We start from the raw sequence: 22,312 nt of genomic DNA, 5'->3' as shown, positions 1-22,312 counted from the left end.
TTTAAAGGGAAAAAGTAGTTTAATGATATTTGAGAGATTTGCAAATTTAAAATATAAATATGGGAACAGACATTTTTGGTGTAGAGGCTTTTATGAGCCAAACGTATTAGGAAAACTGCAAAACCCCTTATTCTAAGTAGATAAGGGAATATCAAAATAAAATATGAGCTATCACATTACACAGGATACCGCCTAATTGAACAAGATAGGCGGTATTTTTGTATCTGGATAGCGGAACTTCGGGTCAAGTTGGCCCGAAGTGGAAAGGAGGGATTGCAAATATCCCCGTGGGGCTTGACCTAAAAAATCAAGCCCCTTTTTTCATGCCATAAAACAGACAAGGAGGAAAAACGCATGGCAAAAAATGAGCCAAACAAACCGGACGAAGTAAAAACCGCCCCGGCACAGGAAACAACAGCAGAAGAAAAAAACACACCTGCTCCCATGCCGGAGATTGGCGGCGAAGCTCCTGCCCCGGAAAAGACTGCCGAGGAAACAACGGCACTTCCTCATGAGGACGGAGCCGCCCTGCATAAAACCGATAAGGACGGACCGGAAACACCTAACCCCATTGACATTCCCGCCCCCGGTGATGTGGTGGTTTCCTTTGACAAAATCAATGAGATTGTTTCCGGGAAACAGGCGGCGGTAAAGGAAACGGAACAGACTACCCCCGAAAAACAGGAAGCGGAGCCAGGAGATAAAACGGCAAAGCCGAAGAAAACAAGTCCGGATAAGAAAAATGACAGTAAGCCCAGAACTGCCGAAAAAGCAGATAAAAAGCTTACCCGTCTTGCCAAACAGGAAAAAGCCCCAAAGGCTATAAAACCGGAAAAGCCGGATAAACAGAAACAGACCGCAGAAATTGGCGGCGGTGCTTCTGCTTCCCCGCAAGCTACGGAACAGGCACAGCAGGAAACGCCGCTCTCTGCCCCGGAGCTGCCGCCCGAACCGAGGCAAGCACCCCGCCCCGGCGAACAGGAACAGATTGTTTATCTCAATCTTTCCGAGCTTTACGCTTTCAAAGACCACCCATTTCAAGTCCGAAATGATGAAGAAATGGCTGCTATGGTGGAAAGCGTCAAGGACAAGGGCGTTACCCAGCCTGCCATTGTGCGCCCCCGCGAAGATGGCGGCTATGAAATCGTATCCGGCCACCGCCGCCAGAAAGCCAGCGAATTAGCCGGATTTACGGATATGCCCTGTATTATCCGCAACATGACGGACGAGCAGGCCATCACGCAGATGGTAGAGGACAACACCAATCAGCGTGAAAATATCCTGCCCAGCGAACGAGCCAAAGCCCTGCAAATGCAGTTGGAAGCCATCAAGCGGCAGGGTGCGCGAACCGGCAACGGACAGCGTTCCAATGAGGTCGTAGCCGAGCGCAACAAAATGACGGTCAAGCAGGTTCAGCGGTATATCAAGCTCAATGAGCTGGTTCCCGACCTTATGAAAATGGTGGACGAAAAGAAAATCGCGTTCACTCCCGCGGTGGAGCTTGCGTTTATCAAGCCAAAAAATCAGCGGTATATTGCTATCGCTATTGAGGGCCAGCAGTCGGCTCCCTCGCTCTCACAGGCACAGCGTATGCGTGACCTTGACCAAAAGAAGCTGTTAAACCCCGATGTGATTGACGGAATCATGTTAGAAGAAAAAAAGGAGGCAGACAAAGTGATTATTTCAAGTCAGGAACTTTCCCAGTATTTCGGCAAGGAGAAAACACCCCGCGAAATGAAGGATACCATTATGAAGCTGCTTGAGGAAAACAAGGCAAAACTGAAAGAGGTTTCGGCTCCTCAAAAGAAAGCCGAACAGGAAAAATAAGCACTTCGGGTCAAGTTGGCCCGAAGTCGGTATATGCGGGGCTTTGCCCCGTGCCCCAAAGCTCTAAGGATAAATATATTCCCCGTCGCCGCTTATTGGGTAGCATAGCCGGGAAAATCGGTCAAGAGCTTGCCGCCGTAGGCGGTGCTTCGCACTCTTGACGGATTTCTCCCGGTTATGCTTTAAGGCAGTCAAGCGACGGGGATATATATTCCTTTGAGCCGCGCCCTTTCCAAGCGTGGAAAGGGCGGGGGGATAGGTTGACACATTCAGCGCAACAAGAACGGAGGTGCTTAAATCATGAAACGACCTTTAGCATACATTACTGCCGCGTGGTGCGGCAATCACGATACGGATACCAAACAGGCGGCGCAGTATTGCCGGGCAGTCTATGAAGTCGGGTTTTCCCCGGTTTGCCCGACCCTGTATCTTCCGCTTTTTCTCAATGACGCAATCCCGGAGGAACATAAAAGCGGCATTGATATGAGCCGGGATCTCCTGCGCCGCGCCCATGTACTTGTCGTATGCGGAAGCGATATTGACGAGGACGTGAAAAACGACATTGCCGTTGCCGGGCGGCTGAACATCACGGCAACCACGCTGGACGGGATTCTGACCGTGAAAACACAGGGGCAGGAAAAAGACCATGCTTGAAGCCTTTGTTACCAATCTTGGACGGTATAACGAGGGATATTTGGACGGGGAGCCTTTAAAGCTCCCCGCCACCACCGAGGAAGTGCAGGCTCTTTTGAAGCGTATCCATGTGGACGGTGTGCGGTATGAGGAAATTTTCATTACTAATTATGAAACCGACATTCCCGGTCTGCGTGACTGCTTAGGAGAATATGAAAGCATTGATGAGTTGAACTTCTTGGCTTCCCTGCTGGACGATATGGAGGAATGGGAGTTAGAAAAGTTTTCTGCCGCCGTGGACTTCGGGGAGTACAACAGTGTACCCGCCCTAATTAACCTTACGCAAAATCTGGATTGTTTTGAGTTTTACGCCGGGGTTGAGAATGAGGAAGATTTAGGCCGCTACTATGTTGAGGAAATGTGTACGCTGGAAATCCCGGAGCATTTGGAAAACAATATTGATTATGAAGCCTATGGGCGGGATATGAACTTGGACGACGACGGGCGTTTTACCGATGGCGGCTATGTGGTACGGACAGGCGACAGCTTCACTGAGTATTACAGCGGCAGGGACGATTTACCGGAGGAATACCGAATTTTTGCTTATCCCGAACCGGAAAAATCCATCAAGAAAACGCTGGAAAGCTACGGGAAGATGATAAACGAAACCGTCACCGCCGCCCGTGAGCGCCCCCACCCCGCCAATGCGGAACGATAACCAACTTCGGGCCAACTTGGCCCGAAGTGTGAAAGGAGGTTAAAAAAACTATGGCAAAAACGAAAACTACCGCCGAGCCGATTTTGGAAAATGAACACGTTAAGGAGCTTTTGGCGATATTGCGGGAAAACAATTCCCCGTCCACAAAGGATTTTCTTGCGGTTCTGCATCATGTCGGAGCAATGGAAAAACAGCTTGACGCCGCTGTAAAGGAGCTTGCCGCCATGCGGCAGGAACTCCGAACAGCACAGGAACAGAACCACCCGGTTAAGACCGCTTTGCAAAAGGCGGTCATTGTTATGCAGGGGCAGGTATTGGACTTGCGGGATAAATTGGCGGAGCTAAAGCAAAGCGTCATAGACGGTTGTAAGAACGCCGTTACCGCTTTTAAGGAAACCGGCATTTCCGCGCTGGATAACGTAGCCCGGTTCTTCAAGGTGCGCCCCACTTTAGAAGCCATGCGGGATATGCTCACAAAGGATATTCAGTACGACGATAAGGCTATTGCCAAAATCGAAGCCATCAGCACCGAATACCATCAAGCCGGGCGGCATTTGAAAAACATGGGTCGGGTCATGCTTGGCAGAGAAGCGGCACAGGAAGTAAAACAGCCCGGCAAGCTGGCGGCGGTCATATCCGCTCCATTCCGTGCGGAGCGTTCCCATTTTTCCAGTATAAAAAGCCATATAGAAAAATCTTTGAATACGCTGGCACGGTTGGAAGAACGGGCGGCAGAGAAAAAGCCCTCTATCCGGGAAGCTCTTGCTACTCACAATGAAAAAATCGCGCAGGCACAAAAGGACGCTCCCACCACAGAACGCCCCCGCCCTGTCAATGCAGAGAGGTAACACACTTCGGGCCAACTTGGCCCGAAGTCCTCCCGCCTATACGATTGCCATATCTGGCAGGAAAGGAGGAATTTCATGCAGGAAGATATTGAACGCCGGACGGTTGCCCTATCTGTCAATGCTACAAAACTGACGGGCCGGACGCTGGCAAAGGTGCTGGCGGCAGCACTCCGGCAGATACAAAAGGGCCATCAGAAGCGGCAGACCCCGCAGGGCAGACAGAGCGTAAAAAAGTTGATGAACCACGGCGTTTCTACAAACAGTCTTGACCTGTCCGGGGATACGAAGCTCTTTGACCGTGTGGCCCGAAAGTACAATGTAGATTATGCTTTTCACAAAACCGGGCCGGATAAATATTTGTTATTCTTCAAGGCCGGGCAGGCTGACGCTATTACCGCCTGTTTTGGCGAATATACAAAGCTGGTGCTGAACCGGGGCAAGAGCCGCCACCCCTCTATTCTGAAACAGTTAAAAGCCTTTGCCGACAGGGAGCGCACCAAACCGCGACAAAAGGAACGAAAACGGGAGGTGGTGCGGAATGAACGATAAAATCCGTAGATATGTGATTCCCAATGTTCCCTATCTGTTGGTGCTGTGGTTCTGTCTGAAGCTCGGCACAGCCTACCGCCTTGCGGCAGGTGCAGACTTCGGAAATAAACTGGTTGGCATGATAAAGACTATAAGCCCGGCGTTTGCTTCATTTGCGCCGGGCTTTGTGCTGTCCGATTGGCTCATTGGCCTTGCCGGGGCGGTCATACTCCGGCTGGTGGTATGGTATAAGGTAAAAAACGCAAAAAAGTTTCGGAGGGATGTGGAATATGGCTCGGCCCGGTGGGGAACGGCAAAGGACATCAAGCCCTTTATCGACCCAAAATTCAGCAACAACGTGATACTAACCGGGACAGAGCTTCTTACCATGAATACCCGACCCGCCAATCCCGCCAACGCCCGAAACCTTAACTGCTGTATCATAGGCTCCAGCGGAAGCGGGAAAACTCGCTTTTGGCTGACCCCACAGCTTTTACAGGCTCATTCGTCCTATGTGGTGGTTGACCCAAAGGGCGGCATTTTAGAGCAGGTCGGCTCTTTTCTGAAAAAGCAGGGCTACAAAATCAAGGTATTCAATTCCATTGATTTTGCCCGGTCAATGCACTATAACCCGCTGGCCTACTTAAAGACGGAAAGCGATATTTTGAAGTTTGTAAACGCTCTGATTGAGAACACAAAGGGCGACGGTAAAGAGGGTGATCCATTCTGGACGAAAGCAGAAACCTTGCTTTATTGTGCTTTAATCGGCTATATCGTCCTTGAGGGGCCGGAGGAAGAACGCCATATCAATACCCTAGTGGATATGCTGAACAGCATGGAAACAAGGGAAGATGATGAAAATTTCAAGAACGCCGTGGACTATATGTTCCTTGGCTTGGAAAAGCGCAATCCCAACCATTTTGCGGTGCGCCAGTATAAAAAATTCAAGCTCGCCAGCGGGAAAACCTCGAAAAGTATCCTGATTTCCTGCGGAGCCAGACTTGCCCCATTTGATATTGGACAGCTCCGGGAGATTATGAGCTATGATGAAATGGAACTTGACCGCATGGGCGATAAGAAAACCGCCACCTTCTTCATCATCAGCGACACCAATACGACCTACAACTTTATTGTTGCCCTTGCTTTTTCGCAGATGTTCAATCTTTTGTGTGAACGGGCTGACAGCAAATACGGCGGCAGGCTCCCCCATCATGTAAGGGTATTATGGGACGAAGCCGCCAACACGGGACAGGTTCCGCAATTGGAAAAATTGGTTGCCGTTATCCGCTCCCGCGAAATATCCTTATGCCTGTTTTTACAGGCGCAAAGCCAGCTCAAAGCCTTATATAAAGACCACGCTGAAACCATTATGGGGAATATGGACAGCGTGATTTTTCTTGGTGGGCGGGAACATTCCAGCATCAAGGAGCTGTCGGAGGTTTTGGGGAAAGAAACCATTTCCATGCAGACGGAAAGCCGGACGCGGGGCCAGTCAGAAAGCTACGGACAAAATCTGCAACGGCTTGGCAAGGAGCTTATGACAATGGACGAATTGACCACTATGCCGGGCAATAAGTGTATTTTACAGCTTCGCGGCCTGCGTCCGTTCCTTTCCCCGAAATATGATTTGAAACAGCACCCCAATTACAGGGATACCGCCGAAGCCGACAAGCGCAACGCTTTTGACGCTTCAAAGCTGGTAAACCGCCGCATGAAAAAGCTCAATCCTAATGAGCAGTATACCGTTTATGAAGTAAGTGCTGACGAGGAAACCGCCGCCATAGATGAGAACGAGGACATTCTCAACTATGATGATGTGGACGAACCGGAAGCATTTGCATAACTTCGGGCCAACTTGTCCCGAAGTGAGAAAGGAGAAATTTTTACTATGAGCAACGAAAACACAACAGTTCCGCAGGAAACGGAACAGCAACCCGAACCGGCGGCTCTGCCGCTGAAGCTGGACATTACCGCCCGGCTCATTGAGCCAAAGGGCAACCTTGTAGGCTTTGCCAGTCTGAAACTGAATGACTGCTTTGTGATTGACGATTTCAAGATTTTGCAGAGCGACAAGGGCATTTTTGTGGGTATGCCGAGCAAGCCGGATAAGACCAGCAAGACCGGCTACCGGGATACGTCCCGCCCCATCACAAAGGAGTTTCGCGCGGAGCTGACCGAAGCCGTGACAGCGGCCTACCATGCAGAGCTTGAAAAGTTGCAGACCCGCGCCGCTGCCATTGCTTCCCCTGAAAAGCAGTCTATCCCGAAACAGCTTGCGGAGGGCGCAAAACAGGCGGCACAGGAAAACGCTGCCCGTCCTGCTCCTGCAAAGGCAGGTAAAGCCAAAAGTGCAGAAAGGTAACAGTGCGACTTCGGGCCAATTTGGCCCGAAGTGGAAAGGAGTTTTTATGTATCAACAGCCGGAACAATCACCGTGGGGCAAGGTGCAGACTTGTGACGTTCTCTGCCCCGGCGTGTTTCTTGTGAGTACCGCCAGTCATGGCGGCACAATGGTTGCAAAGGATATGGCGGCGGTGCTTTCTCCTGCCGCGATTAAGTGCGGCTTTCGTCACAGCGGTTTTCTCTGCTTTGAGGAAGATACGCAGGAAGATGTTGCCTTGCGGGAGCTTTTGGATAAAAAGCTGTTGGCGGTTCCAGACCGTATAAAAGACAAGGCCGCTTTTGAGGAAAACATCAATAAGTCGCTCCGGGAACATAACCCGGACTATTGGCGGGTACGGCAGGCTGGACTGGAAAAGACCCCGGCACGGCAGACGGTTCCTATCCACAATGCAGAACGATAATCAACTTCGGGTCAACTTGGCCCGAAGTCAGAAAGGAGGATTTTTCATTGGCCTATGTAAGCGTACCAAACGACCTATCGAAAATAAAAACCAAAGTGGCGTTCAATCTCACCAAACGCCAGCTACTATGCTTCGGAGCGGCGGCGGTAGTCGGTATTCCGACTTATCTTTTTACCCGTACCGCCATTGGTAATACCGGGGCCATGCTCTTAATGATTGCCCTTATGCTCCCTTGCTTTCTCATTGCCATGTATGAGCGTGACGGACAGCCGCTTGAAAAAGTGGTGCGAAATATTGTCCGCTCCAAATTCCTATGGCCCCGCACACGCCCCTATCAGACACAGAATTTCTATGCGTATCTAAGCAACCCCGGAAAGGAGGTTTCACCCAATGGCGCAAAAAACAAAACGCCCGCCTGTTCCCGCAAAAAGCGGAAAGCCTAAAAAACGCGGGCCGCAGTCGGCACAGCAGACCATTCCCTACAAAGAAATGCTGAAAGACGGTATCTGCAAGGTGCGGGAGGGCTACTACACTAAGACCCTTTCCTATGAGGATATTAACTACGCCGTAGCTTCCAGTGACGACCAAAGCACCATTTTTGACGGGTACTGCGGCTTCCTCAATTACTTTGACAGTGCCTTGCCCTTTCAGCTTTCCTTTATCAACCACCGCTCCCGCCCGGAAAACCGTTACAGTGTGAACATTTCCCCGCAGGACGACGATTTCAACAGTATCCGGGGCGAATTTACCGCCATGCTGGAAAATCAGATTGCCAAAAGTAACAACGGCATTGTCCGCTCCAAATACATCACATTTGGTATCAACGCAGACGGGATCGGGGCGGCCCGCCCCCGCTTGGAACGTATCGAAGCGGATATTGTGGGGAACTTCAAGAAGCTGGGTGTACAGTCGGCAACCCTTTCCGGGCGGGAACGCTTGGAAGTGCTGCACAGCCAGCTACACCCCGGAGGGCGGGAGCCATTCCGCTTTTCGTGGGATATGATACCCAAAACAGGTATGGGGACAAAGGATTTTATCGCTCCCACGTCCTTTGACTTTCGCCAAAGCCGCGCTTTTCGTGTAGGGACTACATGGGGCGCGGCTCTGTATATGCAGATTATGGCTTCTGAGCTTTCCGACAAGCTATTAGCGGAGCTTTTGGAAGTGGACGCAGAAATGACCATCACCCTGCATATCCAGACGGTAGACCAGACCAAAGCGGTGAAAACGGTCAAGGCAAAGCTGACCGACATAGACCGAATGAAAATGGACGAACAGAAAAAAGCCGCCCGGGCCGGATATGACATTGATATTCTTCCCCCGGATTTGCTCACTTACAGCAAGGACGCGGCGGCACTCTTGGCAGACTTACAAAGCCGCAATGAGCGAATGTTTCTTCTCACGTTCCTTGTGGTGAATACGGCCCCCACCCGCCAGCAGTTGGAAAATGACATTTTCACGGTGTCGGGCATTACACAGAAATACAACTGCTTTCTCAAACGGCTGGACTTTCAGCAGGAACAGGGCTTTATGAGTAGCTTGCCCCTTGGCTGGAATGGCATTGAAATACAGCGGGGCATGACCACAAGCTCTACGGCAATTTTCGTTCCCTTTATGACGCAGGAGCTTCGCATGGACGGGCAGGCATTGTACTACGGCATGAACGCCCTTTCCCATAACGTCATTATGGCAGACCGCAAAAAGCTGAAATCCGCCAATGGTTTGTATCTTGGCTCTACCGGCTCCGGCAAGAGTTTTGCCGCAAAGCGTGAGCTAATCAACGTATTCCTTGCCACCAAAGACCGCATTATCGTGGTAGACCCAATGGGCGAATACGCCCCGTTAGTCCGGCGGCTTGGCGGGGAGGTCATAGAAATATCACCAAACAGCCCCCATCACATCAACCCAATGGACTTAAAACTGAACTTAGCCGGAGAGAACAGCCCGCTTTCTATGAAAGCGGATTTTTTATTGTCCTTATGTGAGCTGATTATCGGCGGCAAGGAGAGTTTACAGCCCATTGAAAAAACCGTGATTGACCGTTGTGTGCGGCTGGTGTACCGGGAGCTTGCCCTTGGGATCGGGGACTGGAAAATGCCGCTTCTGCAAGATTTATATGAAACCTTGTGCCAGCAGCCCGAACCGGAAGCCAGACGAATTGCAACCGCCTTGGAGCTTTACTGCATCGGTTCCCTTAATATGTTCAACCACCCTACCAACGTACAGACCGACAGCCGCATTACCTGTATCGTGTTGAAAAGCATGGGAGAAAACCTACGCAAAATCGCCATGCACATCACAAACGAGCTGGTGACACAAGCGGTAGACGAGAACTTTTCCAGAAGTCTTTCGACTTGGTGTTACTATGATGAATTTCATATTTTGTTGCAGGACGCACTTTCTGCCAGTTATTTTGTCCGTGTGTGGAAAATGCTTCGTAAAAAGGGCTGTGTACCGAGTGCACTCACGCAGAATGTAAAAGACCTTTTAGCCAGCCGTGAGATTGAAAATATTCTGGAAAACAGCGACTTTATGATACTGCTGTCACAGGCACAGGGCGACCGGGCGATTCTCGCCAAACAGCTTGGCATATCGGAACATCAGCTTTCGTATATCGCTCACAGCAATTCCGGGGAGGGGCTTTTGTTCTTCGGCAATACCACCATTCCCTTTGTAGACCGTTTCCCCCGTGGTGAAATCTACAATCTGCTTACCACAAGGCCTGAGGACGTCAGGGAGGCCCAAAATGCGTGATACAGGCAGACCGGGCCGCTTGCGGTTTAAGCCAAAGGGACAGGCAGCAACTTCGGGTCAACTTGGCCCGAAGTCAAAAAAGCGGGCTACACCGAAAAAAGAAACTGTCAGGAAAACACCACCGCAAACCGCCGACCCGTCAGGAACTTCGCCACTTGTAGGTAATCGATCTGACCCGGCTCCGCCTGATATGGAGAAGCAGAAATTGCGATTTGAAGATGAAACTGCCGCGGATACCGCAATCCCGCCAAAATCTGCTGACCTTGCCACTTCGGGCCAACTTGGCCCGAAGTCGGGAAAGCTCCGACAGGACAGTAAGAAGCCCCGACCCTCGGAACGTCTGCGGCGTGACGGAGATCCACCGCCCGGTGGTGAAACTGCTGGAGCTGATTCACATTCTGGCTCTGCCAACAAAAAGGCGGCGCAGAACGGTAAGCGTATGGAGAAATCAAAGCTCTGCATGGAAAAAAGCGGCGAAAAGCTGAATACCGCCCGTGAAAAATTAGAGAGCCAGAAACCGCAGAAAAAGCCCGGCCCGATTAAAAAAGTGAGCCGTGCCGCCGGGTATCAGTCATGGCGGTATGTTCATGGGAAAATTCATCAAATAGAGCATGAAAATGCAGGAACGGAAGCCGCCCACAAAACGGAACTTGCCGGGGAACACCTTGCCCGGGGCGGTACACGCTTTATCAAGCACCGTATCCGCACTCGTCCCACCCGGCAGGTTCGCAAATGGGGAAACAGGCATATCAGCGCAAGAGCCGATTACGCCTACCGCCAGCTTGTGCAGGACAATCCGGGCTTGCAAAGTAACCCGGTTTCCCGGTTCTGGCAGAAGCAACAGTTAAAAAAACAGTACCGAAAACAGGCGAAAGAAGCGGCAAAGCAGGGCAAAAAAGCGGTGCGCTTCACTGAAAAAGTAACCCGAACGGTTGCGGCCTTTGTAAAGCGCAATCCAAAGATTTTATTGCTTGGGCTGGTGCTGTTCCTGTTGATTGTGATTCTGCAATCCTGCATGGCGGGAATCACCACCATTGGCAACGGCCTGATTAGCGTGGTGGGCGGCACTTCCTACGGTTCGTCGGACAGTGATATTGAAGTCGTCGAAGAAAACTATACCGCACTGGAAAAGGATTTGCGGGAACGGCTCTCCCAGATAGAAAGCGATTATCCCGGCTATGACGAGTACCGCTATTCCGTGGATGAAATCGGGCATGACCCCTTTGAGCTGCCTTCCTATCTGACTGCCAAATACGGCGGCTACACCCCGGCACAGGTACAGGCCGAACTGCAAACCCTGTTCGGACAGCAATATATCCTGACCATCACGGAAACGGTAGAGGTGCGCTACCGCACGGAAACCGACACTTGGACGGACGAAAACGGCGAAACCCATACCGACACCTACGAGGTTCCCTATAATTACTATATCCTCAACGTATCTTTGAAAAACAAGTCATTGGGAGCAGTGGCTCTTTCCAATCTTAACCCGGAACAGACGGAACGCTATACCATTTACCAAAAGACCAAAGGCAACCGCCCATATCTGTTTGAGGGAAACATTTACGCCCATGCCGGGGAATACACCGATTACGACATCCCCCCACAAGCTCTGGCCGACCCGGAATTTGCCGCTATGATTGCCGAAGCGGAGAAATACTTAGGCTACCCCTATGTTTGGGGCGGTTCTTCTCCCTCCACTTCCTTTGATTGTTCGGGCTTTGTGTGCTGGGTCATCAATCAGTCGGGCGTGGGAAGCGTGGGGCGAACCACCGCAACAGGGCTTTTCAATTCCTGTTCCCATATCCCACCGGACGAAGCACAGCCCGGCGACCTGATTTTCTTTCAAGGCACCTACGACACTTCCGGCGCAAGCCATGTGGGAATTTACGTTGGAAACGGCATGATGATTCATTGCGGCTCCCCCATACAGTACACTTCCATCAATACAAACTACTGGCAAAGTCATTTTTTAGGCTATGGACGTTTGCCATAACCAAAAAGGAGGTAACTTTTGAACGCAAAAATTGAACGTGTCTGCAAGGACATACAGAAAACAAAGGATAAAATCAATGAGTTTCAAACAAAGCTGCGGGAGCTGGAAAAGCAGAAAACCGAGCTGGAAAATCTGGAAATTGTGGACGCGGTGCGCGGCATGGATATTTCCCTGACCGACCTTGCCGACCTGCTGAAAGCAGCAAAGGCAGGCGGCGCCACTTCGGGTCAACTTGGCCCGAAGTCCGCAGTACCCGCCCAAACTGAAAAGGAGGAAATCGAAGAATGAAGAAATTTCGTATGATGGCGGTGCTATGCGCCGCTTTTTTAATGGCCTTTTCCTTTAGCACTGTGGCCTATGCCAGCGGCGGTGAGGAAACCCCGGAGGTAACGGAAGCTCCGGCGATTTCTAAAACAACCAGTGACCCCAATCCCTTTACCCCTGACGGAACGGGAACGGTAGTCAATACCGCCACGGACGAGGACGGCAAGCAGTTTTACACCATCACCACCCCGGACGAAAATGTATTTTACCTTGTGATTGACCTTCAGCGGAAAACGGACAATGTGTATTTTCTGAACGCCGTGACGGAAAAAGACCTGCTGGCCCTTGCGGAGAAGTCCGAGGATACCGTGGAAAATGAAACCGCCGCTATTACCACTCCCGAACAGGAAAGCAGTTCTGAAACAGACATAAGCTCTGAAACTTCTTTAGAAACCTCTGCGGAGCCGGAGCAAAAAAGCAATCCTACCATGCTCCTGCTGGTGCTGGCGGTTGTTGCAATCGGCGGTGGAGCCGGATATTACTTTAAGATTTACCGCCCGAAGCAGGAGCGGGCCGCTTTGGCAGAGGACGAATTTGACGAATACGAAGCCGACCCTTACGACGAGCAGGAGGACAATACCCCGCCGTGGGAAGTAGATGGGGAGGACGAGGACGTATGAATTTCACCAACAGCCCCTATGAAAAAATGATGAAAGAAAAGCCCCGCCCCTGCCGCCCGGCTCCACCGCGCAAGCCGCCGAAAGGCTCTCCCTGCCGGGATTGCAGTTATTGGAACGGCTCTGTCTGCGTGGGCGTTTGCTACCGAGATTTGATACTGCCGCAAAGAGAGGGAACTTCGGGCCAACTTGGCCCGAAGTCAGAGCTATGAGTGCCGAACCCCGGGAACTGACCCGCCGGGAACGCGCCTCAATCCGCAGGCTGGTAACAGGGATATGCGCCAATTATGACCCGGAATACGGTTGTCTGCCCCTTGATTACGGCGGCTGCTATATGCTGGATAAATGCTGGACGGGCGCATACTGCAAATATTTTCAAAAGGCCGTGCTTCCGCTTGAACCGGTGCTGGAAGCTGATTTAGCCGGAACCCCCGCTTTGCTTTCCCGCAAGACCTGCCCGGTCTGCGGCACGGCCTATCTTCCTGTTACCAGTCAGATCTATTGCTCCGAAGCCTGCCGCCGGAAAGGAAAACGCGAAGCAGACCGCCGCCGCCAACAGCGGCACAGGCGCAGAAACAAGGGGTAAGGTGTCACGAAGTTCACCTAAAAAAGCCTTGATTTCCGGGGCTTTCCGGCCCCGGTTTCAAGGAAAAGGTATCTACGCTTCCTGCCCCCGCTTTTTGAGGGTAACAGCGTGACATTTCTATGTGTGAAAACGGAGGGAAAATGAGCGATAACGTAAAAGGATATGAAATCAAACGGGCCATTGTCTTTGAGAATGACCGGGGCTTTGCCCTTGGGGAAAATCCACAGGCGGTACAGCCCTTTGCCACATGGCAGTTTACCGAGGACATAAGCGGCAGGCGCGATTACTATTCGGGACACTATACCGCCGATAAAGCCGCCGCCACAAGGGATTATGAGAACCGTGTAGCCGAATATCAGCATAATTACGGCGTATCCGCAAAATCAGCTTACCGATATTATTCTACACAAAGGCCAGTGGATATTGGTACATTCCCCAAAACGGAGAACGGCCCGTTATATCTCGTGAATTTTGATAAGCGGGAAAGTGTGGAACATTACCGCTTTCTGGCGTGGGGCTATCTTGTGTATGACGCGCCCCTGACAGAAAAGCAAATGGCTGACTATGAGCTTCGGGCGGCTCCCGGCAATCCCGACAGGGAACCGGAAAAAAGTAAATCCATTGCCGCCCGGCTGGCAGAGGGAGCCAAACAGGTGGCACGGGACAACGCCGCCCTTACTGCTCCCGCAAAAGGAACAGAGAAAGACCGATAACCACTTCGGGCCAACTTGGCCCGAAGTCACAAAAAGGAGGTTTTTGATAATGGAAAAGGATAACTATTTGAACAATGCAGAGCTTTCCACGGAACAGAATTACAACATGATTGATGGGATTCCGAACAATGCCCCTTTGCCTATTGTGCAGGCCATGCCGGAGGAAAGGCCGAAAGACAGGGTAAAGGAGCCGCCGGCAAAGCGCAGGAGCCGGGAACGGGAGGAACGGTGAGCCGCCCCAAACGCAGGCGGGGCGTTCCCCTTTATGTTTGGGTGAGTAATGATGAATACGCCGCCATTCAGGAACGTATGGCACAAGCCGGAACACAGAATTTAAGCGCCTATATCCGCAAAATGGCGCTCAATGGCTATGTGCTGAATGTTGACCTTGCCCCCGTCCGGGAGCTGGTTTCCCTGCAACGCAGATGTGCCAACAATCTGAATCAGGTTGCCATTCATGCCAATACCTACGGCGTTTATCCGTCCGAAATTGCCGCCCTGCAAAAAGATTATACCGAGTTATGGGGCCGGGTTTCAGAGGTACTCAAACAGCTTACGGCGGTAGTGGAGCTATAATAAAGGGGACAGATTAATCTGTCCCCTTTAAATATTTTATTTTTTTGTATGGACTACCCAACTGTTTGAACAAGGCTTTCTTCAATAGTGCAAATTTCATTATCACAATAATTAAGAACATATTGCGGTACAATCTTGTACTGCCTTGGATTAAGTTGGAATAAATAATCGTTTTGCACATGGAATGTTTCATCTACATATTTTTTCATTGCGCTGCCCCGTTCCATATCTCCATCTTTTAACATCCTATATATTTGAACCTTTTCATAGCCACTTGCAGAGTTGCGATACAGTGCTACCATATCCGAGATATTTTTGGTACGCGCATATACAGTTGAATAATCAAAGTCATCAATCTTTTGTTGAATGATACTGGTAGCTAATACAATTTCGTCAGGAGTCATATCCCGCAGACTTCCGTCTTCATCTTTGATTTGGGGAATATCTCTATCTTTGTGAAATACGTTAGAAAGTAAATCCCAAACTATATCCTTTTGATCGTTGATTTCGACAAGCCGCCTATAATAAATCAGCTTGTGGATTATATCGGCAGAATCAGCAATATTACTTTCACATACCGAAACACATGATTTGACATCTGTATTTGTAATTACATGTTCGTCTAACGTTCCATTAATATTTGAAATAAAGTATGCTTTCGCTGACGGTGAGAAAATATCACGCAAGGTGCAAACAATATCAATAATTGGCTCAAAATCATGTGTTAACATCAATACAGTTTTTCCTTGAAAAGAGTTTGTCCCTCTAAAAAGCATAGACATAATAGCAAACTTTTTATTATTATCAAAAGATGAAATAGGATCATCAAGTATTATAAAATCCGCATTTTCTTTAAGCGCTTGATACATAAACAATACCAAAGCGAAAGCATTTCGCTCACCGTAACTTAAATGTTCTTTTACATTTCCGATACCCTCGCTCTGTTCTGTATACGTTAAGATTAAGCGGTAGCTTTCCCCTGTAGATTGAACGATTGAAACTTTGTATTGATAACCTGCTGATTCAAGAAAACCATTAATATCTTTACTATGTTTTTCTATAGTCTTTCTTATTTCTTCTTTTTGCTGAGCAACTTGTCCTTGTAACTGCCCCGCAACAGTAATTACTTCGTTCAGCGAAGCATTAATCCTGTCAATTTTAGATTTTGTATAATCGCTTTCTAGCTGACGGTAAAAGGCTAAGTCAATAATGTTTTCGCGTAATGCATCTGCTACCCGATCTACATTGCTCAATGAAGCAAAACCTAAGTATTTTAAACCAGTTAACTTATCGCGTAAAGTAATTACCTCGTCTTTTAGTCGTTTAAGAAACTCAATTTGTTCTGTTGTTATACCAGTAGCATTTTTTGAAATAATTTGCACAGCCGCTTTTGTATCTTCTGAAAAATAAGCCTCTAAGGAGGTAAATACATCTAATATTTTGCTTAATGAAGAAAGATATTTAGTATCATACTCTTGGCTTACTTTTAAGATGGTTTCTTTAGGTGTTGAAATGTTGGAAACACAATACGGACATTTATCAGTGATTTCCAAATAATCTTTTCCCTCGGTTTGCCACTTTAGCCATTTTAGATTTGTCCCTGCTGTTCTTAAATACGGAGCATATGCAGCAAGTTCAGGGGGAACATTCTCAAGCTTGTTTCCTTTACCAATACTTTTTCCGAGATCGCCTGCTTTTGAATATCCGCTCTGTGCTTTCCCAAACCCGTCGATAAAAGTTGTCAAATCATTAATAAGGGCATCTAGATCCGGGTCGTCACGAAAAGCTGTTTGTATGCTAGAAATTAACTCGGAAATTTTACGCATATGTTCTTCGTATTTGGGCGTTTTAACAAATATCTCAAAACTATTCGCTACTAACTCATCCTTTTGATAAGCATAGGTTTCAATATATTTCTCATCGAAGACAGCCACTTTCTGAATGGCATCAGATATCATAACACTTGGGTTATGGTCTTCTTCTCCATCATTCAAATACTTAAATGGACGTAAATCTGTTAGTGCCCCACCTGAAATATGTAAAGATATAGCTTGGGCAATCGTTGATTTTCCAGTACCATTAATAGCATATTTAATATTTAATCTTCCATTTTCAATATGTATATCACCAGAGTCAATATTATTGCAGTTATGAATAGAAATGTCCATTTTTGCTCCTTTCCGAAAAAGCAAAGCTACTGTTTAGGTTCTTCATACAAATAAATCAACACTCAACTATAATGCAACCCATGTTTCGCTTTAAAATTTTATTTTTCTCTCTAATTATACATAATTTTCCTTGTAGATTCAAGCCAAATATAGCTAACTTCGGGCCAACTTGTCCCGAAGTCCCGGGACAAGATCGGTGCGGCCTCGACAACATTGTTGTACTCTGCCTGAAATGGTAAAATATAGGTAGAATACAATAAGAAAGCCACTCAATGAAAGGAGAATTTTTATGAAGTTTATCAAACTAATATTTAAGATTATCGCCGCGCCGTTTGTGGTTCTGCTGACGATAGCAACACCCATGATTGAATTTGTATTCTGCTATGCCGCCGCTTTCTTACAGGTAGTTTCCGGGATAGGCGTTCTTATCAGCATTGCCCTGCTGATAAGTGGTGAAAAGCTAGGCTTCGGCGTGTTCCTGTTCCTGTCGTTTTTGATTTCTCCCCTTGGTATTCCTGCCATTGCGGAATACCTCATTGACGGACTGCACAGCCTGAACAATTCACTTCGCTTTTTCATTGTAAGCTAACAGCAGCATAACAGAATTGCCGGGCAACTTCGGGTCAACTTGGCCCGAAGTTGTTTTTTCGAGGAAAGGAGGAAACGAACATGGCTACCACCCGCCTTATGACCCGTCACACTGGAAGCGGCATGACTATTATGGAAACTTTAAAAGACGGTTTTGACTACGGGAAAAATCCAGATAAGACCCACAACGGCGATTTAATTCTTGCTTATAAATGTGACCCCGCCACCGCTGACGCAGAATTTTTACTCTCCAAAGCAAAGTACAAAGCTATCACAGGACGGGAGCAAAAACGGGAAAATGATGTGCTATATTATCAAATCCGGCAGTCGTTCCTGCCCGGCGAAACAGATCCCGAAACCGCTCTTAAAATCAGCTATGACTTTGCCATGCGCTGGACGAAAGGCCGACATGCCTTTTTCGTGGTTTCCCACGCTGACCGCCCCCACCCCCATTGCCATATTTACTACAATTCTACCTCGCTGGACTGCACCCGGAAATTCCGGGATTTTATCGGTTCAGCCCGTGCGGTGCGGCGGCTCTCTGATCGGATATGTCTTGAAAACGGACTGTCTGTTATCACCAATCCCAAACGCCACAGCAAGGGTAAATTCAAACACTATGGGGAATGGTTGGGAGGTCACAAGCCGCCGACATTTCAAGAGAAATTAAAGGCGCAGATTGATATTTGCCTTGCAACGAAGCCGCCGGATATGGACACCTTTTTACAGACAATGGCGGCGGCTGGTTATGAAATCAAGCAAGGGCGCGGCGGCACAATCAGCTTTCGGGCAGAGGGGCAGGAACGCTTTACCCGGCTCCGTACTTCCACGCTTGGCAAGGGATACGGGCAGGAGGATATACAAGCGGCGATTGAGGGCAAAACTGCTCCGCAGGAAAGGCGCAAGTTCAATCTGATTGTGGATATTCAAGCCCGTATGAAAGCCGGAAAAGGCCCGGCCTATGAACGCTGGGCAAAGGTATTCAACCTCAAGCAGATGGCGGCAGCCTTACAATATTTGCAGGAAAACGGCCTGATGGAATACGCGGATTTGGAGCAAAAGACCACAGAGCTTACCGACCGTTTCCATACGCTTTCAGACAGTATAAAAACCACCGAAACCGCAATACGTATCAATGCAGAGCTAAAGGCGGCTGTGGTGGATTATGCGAAATCCCGGCCTGTGTTTGAGGGGTACAAGGCGGCGAAGTACAGCAAAAAATATCTTGCCGAGCATGAAGCGGATATTGCCGCCTACCGGGCGGCGCAGGACACGTTCCGGCGGTTACTGTCCGGGGCAAAGCTCCCCAAAATGGATACGCTCAAAGCAGAGTTTCAGTGGTTGTCGGCCGACAAGAAGAAGGCTTACCGGGAGTACCGGGAAACAAAAAAGGCCATGCAGGAAATTGTAACGGTAAAAAGCAATATAGACCATCTGCTCGGCCTGACGGACGTGCAGAAAAATAAGGAAATGGAACGATAGCGAACATGACGCAACATGAGGTGCGAAGCGCCGACTTTGGGCCAAATTGGCCCGAAGTCGCAGGGTTTGGGGAAGGCACTCCCCAACAAGCAATTTTTGAGTTTTCCCGCAAGGGAAAATCTCAAAAATGTGCAAGTGTCAATACACTTGCCCTGCTTGCGGGTTAGCGTAAGCCCCAAAAATGGCACAAAAATTGTGGTTTGCTTTTAATATCCTTCCGCCCCAAAATTCCGATTACCAAATTTGTATTTTAAATTTGCATGTCTATCGAAAATCATTATCGCACTTTTTCCTTTGAGATATCCCATGATTTGCGATATACTGTATTTTGGTGGAATTGAGAGAAGCAAATGAATATGGTCGGGCATTATATGTCCTTCTATGATCGCAATTCCCTTCCTTTTGCATAAATCTCTTATGATTTGCCGTATGTCGTCCCTCAATTGATAATAGATTATCTTTCGCTGATACTTCGGCGTGAATACGTGGTCATTATGTCTGTCTGTGTGCGGTGATGATGGTGAAACTGTAAGCATTTACGGTAATTTCGCTGCCGAGATGTACTATGATACGACTCCAGAGGCAAGATATATGGAGCTATGGTTGCCATTAAGTTCATCGCAAAGTATAATGCAAATATGGATAAAAACAATGGAATACAAAAATAATCTACTCCGGTTTTTTGCCTATTGGTATGGCGATTTTTGGGCCTTTAGCAGATGTTGTCCCATTTCGTTGGGTTATGGTTTGGTTCAGGCGTTGCGTTAATTATTATTGCTACAGTTACACACTGCAATCTCATTTAGCAAATAAATAGATGTATCATGGAAAAATGCGAATGGATATTACTCGCTATTTATATAATTTGGAGGGTTATAAAGTTGAATAAAATAACAAAAAAGAATGTCATTCCCATACTAAGCGTTACAGTGGTTGGTGTTTTATTAGGTCTTTTTTCGGCCTATATAGACAATAGGCATATCCATATCAATTTCTTCTTAGGTCAAATAAATGTAAATGCGATTCTTTCAAATTTTGGTATATGGATCCTTATTGCATTATTTATTTCATTAAAAAGCGAAAAATCTATTTCAGCTGCAATTAGAGTTTTGTTTTTTTTCTTAAGTCTAAATATTACATTTCATATATACCATTTATTGATTCATGTTAATGTTAATAGCTATATGTTAATTTGGTATACAATTACCGCAATATCGCCGTTTTTGGCCGTTTTATGTCATAAAATAAAGCAAGATAATATCTTAGCGGTATTACTATCAGCAGGTGTTATTTCGGTAATGCTTTTGCAAATTATGTCCAGTAATCATGATGATATGTATTGTGAGATAATATTTTTAATTTGTGCTATAATTCTTATGCATAAAAAATTGATTACAACATTAATATCACTGTGTATAGGACCTGCTATTGCCTTTTTTCTGTATCAAATGCCTTTCTTTTCCTGAATGAGATGGTTTTTTAGTAAAAAGTCTGAAAATATGAAGGATTAATAGATGTTTACGACTTTTGCGAAGGATTTTGGATTGGAGTATATTTTGATATAATAATGACGCTTTCCAAAGGAAAATGTCCTTATCTAATACAATGGAATATTGATATGTGTTTGCGAGGGAACTGAACAAGTTGAAAAAGGTAAGACCTGACCTCTAGACCTGTGGCTAATACCGGCGTAAGAAAGCAATTTCTTACGCCATCTTTGCGTCTGAAAGAGCTTCCGAATTAATTGAAGTCTCTCATTTACACCCCTTGATAGATTACATAGATAGAGTTATCAAATGACAAATTGAATTGCCATACAGAAAAATAGACTTGCTCTGCGATTTTATTAGCCCTTAATAAAAAATCAACTTGACAATAATACAATGACAGTTTTGGTTACTTGGTCTTTAAAAATATTGAAGTCTAAGCCGTTGTGTGAAAATGCAGATTTTTCCTGTCTAAGAGCATCAATTAAAATGCAGCAAGTGTAAACTTTTTCAAATAAGTCATCTTGCGTTATGCCATTTTTATTTAATAGCTCTTTAATTTTTAAAAAATATTCATTTTCAAAATTGGAAAAATGACGATTGATATCAGTATCTTCTGATATCATCATTCTTAACTGAGCCAGAGCGTGACTGGTATCGGCATATAAGTCAATATAATAACAGATCCAATTTTCGACAAAACTAGCTAGTGAAAAAGGTTGTTGCAAACTTAATTTTTCAAGTAAATGGCCTGAAATATTTTCAAGATAATCGTGAAAAGCAGCAATGTATATTTGTTTCTTATCTTTAAAGTAACTATATAGCGCTCCTGTTGAGATACCAGCACGTTTGGCAATCTCAATTGTATTGGTTTTATAATATCCTTTTTCGCAAAAAAGGGCAAACCCGGCATCTAGTATTTTTTTCTTTGTTTCAATAGAACGTTTTTGAATGGGTTCTCTTACATCATTCATAATATCACCTCTTTTTTATTATACTTGGAACTTTAAATCAGGTCAATGAAATGTGAATCATTATTCGCATTTTGTTGACATCTATCAATGCGGGTACTATAATAATAATGTGAATAATCATTCGTATATAGGAGGAAGAATAATGGATTTTTTAACACTGGCAAAACAACGCTGCACAACACGCGGCTTTACGGGAGCACAGATTCCAAAAGATGACTTAAATCAGATTTTATCGGCTGGACGTGTCGCCCCTACAGCCTGTAATAAACAACCACAAAGGATTATTGTTGTTCAAAGTGAAGAAAACATTTTAAAAATTAAAAAGGCTTATCAAACGTTTGGTTCTAAGTGTGTTTTTATCGTGTGTCGGGATCGACGGGATGAATTAATACGGCCATTTGATCAAAAATGTTCTGGCGATTTGGATATAGGTATTGTCTGTGACCACCTGATGTTGGCAGCAAGAGAATTAAATATTGGAAGCGTAATGGTTGGTTTGTTTGATCCCGCAATTATAAGCAATGAATTTCATTTACCAGAGTACATAGAACCGACAGCTTTACTCTTAATGGGGTATCCAGAAAAAGGCTTTTTAAGTCCAGAGCGTCATATTGCCCAACGCAAAGAAATAAGCGAAACGGTGATGTATGAGAAATATATAGATTAAGGTAAAAGTCTTCCATAGGAGT

Annotated in this window: 23 protein-coding genes and 2 pseudogenes; 22 read left to right on the top strand and 3 right to left on the bottom strand. The window is 47.0% G+C overall.

Going from position 1 to position 22,312, the window contains the following annotated elements:
- The 18 genes and pseudogenes from J2Z24_RS08215 to J2Z24_RS08130 form a co-directional block, all read left to right on the top strand.
- Positions 1-106, top strand: a pseudogene (locus tag J2Z24_RS08215) (transposase); the annotation flags it as partial.
- Positions 107-354: 248 nt separating this feature from the next.
- Entirely contained in the window at positions 355-1,827 is a 1,473-nt protein-coding gene (locus tag J2Z24_RS08210; protein ID WP_021168011.1) for a ParB/RepB/Spo0J family partition protein, read from the top strand.
- 300 nt (positions 1,828-2,127) lie between these two features.
- Positions 2,128-2,481: a DUF7768 domain-containing protein gene (locus tag J2Z24_RS08205; protein ID WP_111947817.1), complete on the top strand. Its 354-nt coding sequence runs from the start codon at positions 2,128-2,130 to the stop codon at positions 2,479-2,481.
- Positions 2,474-3,178: an antirestriction protein ArdA gene (locus J2Z24_RS08200; RefSeq protein ID WP_011988862.1), complete on the top strand. Its 705-nt coding sequence runs from the start codon at positions 2,474-2,476 to the stop codon at positions 3,176-3,178. Before J2Z24_RS08205 ends, J2Z24_RS08200 begins: the two co-directional genes overlap by 8 nt.
- Before the next feature lie 50 nt (positions 3,179-3,228).
- Positions 3,229-4,026 carry a DUF6674 family protein gene (locus tag J2Z24_RS08195; protein ID WP_011988861.1) on the top strand — a complete coding sequence of 266 codons (798 nt, stop codon included), beginning with the start codon at positions 3,229-3,231 and terminating at the stop codon, positions 4,024-4,026.
- A 75-nt stretch (positions 4,027-4,101) separates the two neighbouring features.
- On the top strand, positions 4,102-4,575 hold the full coding sequence (locus tag J2Z24_RS08190; RefSeq protein ID WP_011988860.1) for a PcfB family protein: 474 nt from the start codon (positions 4,102-4,104) through the stop codon (positions 4,573-4,575).
- Positions 4,565-6,397: a VirD4-like conjugal transfer protein, CD1115 family gene (locus tag J2Z24_RS08185; RefSeq protein ID WP_111947818.1), complete on the top strand. Its 1,833-nt coding sequence runs from the start codon at positions 4,565-4,567 to the stop codon at positions 6,395-6,397. The genes J2Z24_RS08190 and J2Z24_RS08185 overlap by 11 nt, the downstream gene beginning before the upstream one ends.
- 45 nt (positions 6,398-6,442) lie before the next feature.
- Positions 6,443-6,916 carry a SpoVG family protein gene (locus tag J2Z24_RS08180; protein WP_021168007.1) on the top strand — a complete coding sequence of 158 codons (474 nt, stop codon included), beginning with the start codon at positions 6,443-6,445 and terminating at the stop codon, positions 6,914-6,916.
- Positions 6,917-6,962: 46 nt separating this feature from the next.
- A complete protein-coding gene (locus J2Z24_RS08175; protein ID WP_021168006.1) occupies positions 6,963-7,358 on the top strand; it encodes a DUF7007 domain-containing protein in 396 nt (131 codons plus the stop codon).
- A 47-nt stretch (positions 7,359-7,405) separates the two neighbouring features.
- Positions 7,406-7,801: a PrgI family protein gene (locus J2Z24_RS08170; protein ID WP_021168005.1), complete on the top strand. Its 396-nt coding sequence runs from the start codon at positions 7,406-7,408 to the stop codon at positions 7,799-7,801.
- Positions 7,749-10,112 carry a VirB4-like conjugal transfer ATPase, CD1110 family gene (locus tag J2Z24_RS08165; RefSeq protein WP_021168004.1) on the top strand — a complete coding sequence of 788 codons (2,364 nt, stop codon included), beginning with the start codon at positions 7,749-7,751 and terminating at the stop codon, positions 10,110-10,112. The genes J2Z24_RS08170 and J2Z24_RS08165 overlap by 53 nt, the downstream gene beginning before the upstream one ends.
- Positions 10,105-12,108, top strand: coding sequence for a C40 family peptidase (locus tag J2Z24_RS08160; protein ID WP_111947819.1), 2,004 nt, complete (start codon positions 10,105-10,107; stop codon positions 12,106-12,108). The genes J2Z24_RS08165 and J2Z24_RS08160 overlap by 8 nt, the downstream gene beginning before the upstream one ends.
- An 18-nt stretch (positions 12,109-12,126) precedes the next feature.
- Positions 12,127-12,396 (top strand): DUF4315 family protein, encoded by a 270-nt coding sequence (locus J2Z24_RS08155; RefSeq protein ID WP_021168001.1) that lies wholly within the window; start codon positions 12,127-12,129, stop codon positions 12,394-12,396.
- The gene (locus tag J2Z24_RS08150; protein ID WP_021168000.1) at positions 12,393-13,052 is read left to right on the top strand and encodes a DUF4366 domain-containing protein; all 660 of its coding nucleotides are present in this window, start codon (positions 12,393-12,395) and stop codon (positions 13,050-13,052) included. The genes J2Z24_RS08155 and J2Z24_RS08150 overlap by 4 nt, the downstream gene beginning before the upstream one ends.
- A gap of 205 nt (positions 13,053-13,257) precedes the next feature.
- Positions 13,258-13,635, top strand: coding sequence for a cysteine-rich VLP protein (locus tag J2Z24_RS08145; RefSeq protein ID WP_028972208.1), 378 nt, complete (start codon positions 13,258-13,260; stop codon positions 13,633-13,635).
- 140 nt (positions 13,636-13,775) lie between these two features.
- Positions 13,776-14,348: a defense against restriction DarA-related protein gene (locus J2Z24_RS08140; protein ID WP_021167997.1), complete on the top strand. Its 573-nt coding sequence runs from the start codon at positions 13,776-13,778 to the stop codon at positions 14,346-14,348.
- A gap of 49 nt (positions 14,349-14,397) precedes the next feature.
- Positions 14,398-14,580, top strand: coding sequence for a DUF4316 domain-containing protein (locus tag J2Z24_RS08135; RefSeq protein ID WP_021167996.1), 183 nt, complete (start codon positions 14,398-14,400; stop codon positions 14,578-14,580).
- Positions 14,577-14,924 (top strand): plasmid mobilization protein, encoded by a 348-nt coding sequence (locus J2Z24_RS08130; protein WP_011988850.1) that lies wholly within the window; start codon positions 14,577-14,579, stop codon positions 14,922-14,924. Before J2Z24_RS08135 ends, J2Z24_RS08130 begins: the two co-directional genes overlap by 4 nt.
- Before the next feature lie 53 nt (positions 14,925-14,977).
- Here the strand turns inward: J2Z24_RS08130 and J2Z24_RS08125 are convergent, their stop codons facing one another.
- A complete protein-coding gene (locus J2Z24_RS08125) occupies positions 14,978-17,092 on the bottom strand; it encodes an AAA family ATPase (RefSeq protein WP_021167995.1) in 2,115 nt (704 codons plus the stop codon).
- A gap of 289 nt (positions 17,093-17,381) precedes the next feature.
- Here J2Z24_RS08125 and J2Z24_RS08120 point away from each other — a divergent pair, with 289 nt between their 5' ends.
- Positions 17,382-17,681 carry a CD1845 family protein gene (locus tag J2Z24_RS08120; protein WP_021167994.1) on the top strand — a complete coding sequence of 100 codons (300 nt, stop codon included), beginning with the start codon at positions 17,382-17,384 and terminating at the stop codon, positions 17,679-17,681.
- 80 nt (positions 17,682-17,761) lie between these two features.
- On the top strand, positions 17,762-19,162 hold the full coding sequence (locus tag J2Z24_RS08115) for a relaxase/mobilization nuclease domain-containing protein (protein WP_021167993.1): 1,401 nt from the start codon (positions 17,762-17,764) through the stop codon (positions 19,160-19,162).
- Positions 19,163-19,371: 209 nt separating this feature from the next.
- Here J2Z24_RS08115 and tnpA read toward each other — a convergent pair.
- Positions 19,372-19,698, bottom strand: a pseudogene (gene tnpA / locus J2Z24_RS08110) (IS200/IS605 family transposase); the annotation flags it as partial.
- Positions 19,699-20,043: 345 nt separating this feature from the next.
- Between tnpA and J2Z24_RS08105 the strand changes: the two are divergent.
- Positions 20,044-20,628, top strand: a complete 585-nt coding sequence (locus J2Z24_RS08105; RefSeq protein ID WP_020073007.1) for a hypothetical protein — start codon at positions 20,044-20,046, stop codon at positions 20,626-20,628.
- A 398-nt stretch (positions 20,629-21,026) separates the two neighbouring features.
- On the opposite strand, the gene J2Z24_RS08100 is transcribed toward J2Z24_RS08105, so the two are convergent.
- Positions 21,027-21,623 (bottom strand): TetR/AcrR family transcriptional regulator, encoded by a 597-nt coding sequence (locus tag J2Z24_RS08100; protein WP_009064831.1) that lies wholly within the window; start codon positions 21,621-21,623, stop codon positions 21,027-21,029.
- A gap of 142 nt (positions 21,624-21,765) precedes the next feature.
- Here J2Z24_RS08100 and J2Z24_RS08095 point away from each other — a divergent pair, with 142 nt between their 5' ends.
- Positions 21,766-22,290 carry a nitroreductase family protein gene (locus J2Z24_RS08095; protein ID WP_009064821.1) on the top strand — a complete coding sequence of 175 codons (525 nt, stop codon included), beginning with the start codon at positions 21,766-21,768 and terminating at the stop codon, positions 22,288-22,290.
- Positions 22,291-22,312 lie beyond the last annotated feature (22 nt).

Origin of the sequence: Clostridium tetanomorphum (assembly GCF_017873215.1) — a bacterium.
GTDB classification, from domain to species: Bacteria; Bacillota; Clostridia; order Clostridiales; family Clostridiaceae; genus Clostridium_AO; species Clostridium_AO tetanomorphum.
This window is presented reverse-complemented; position numbering and strand designations above follow the sequence as displayed.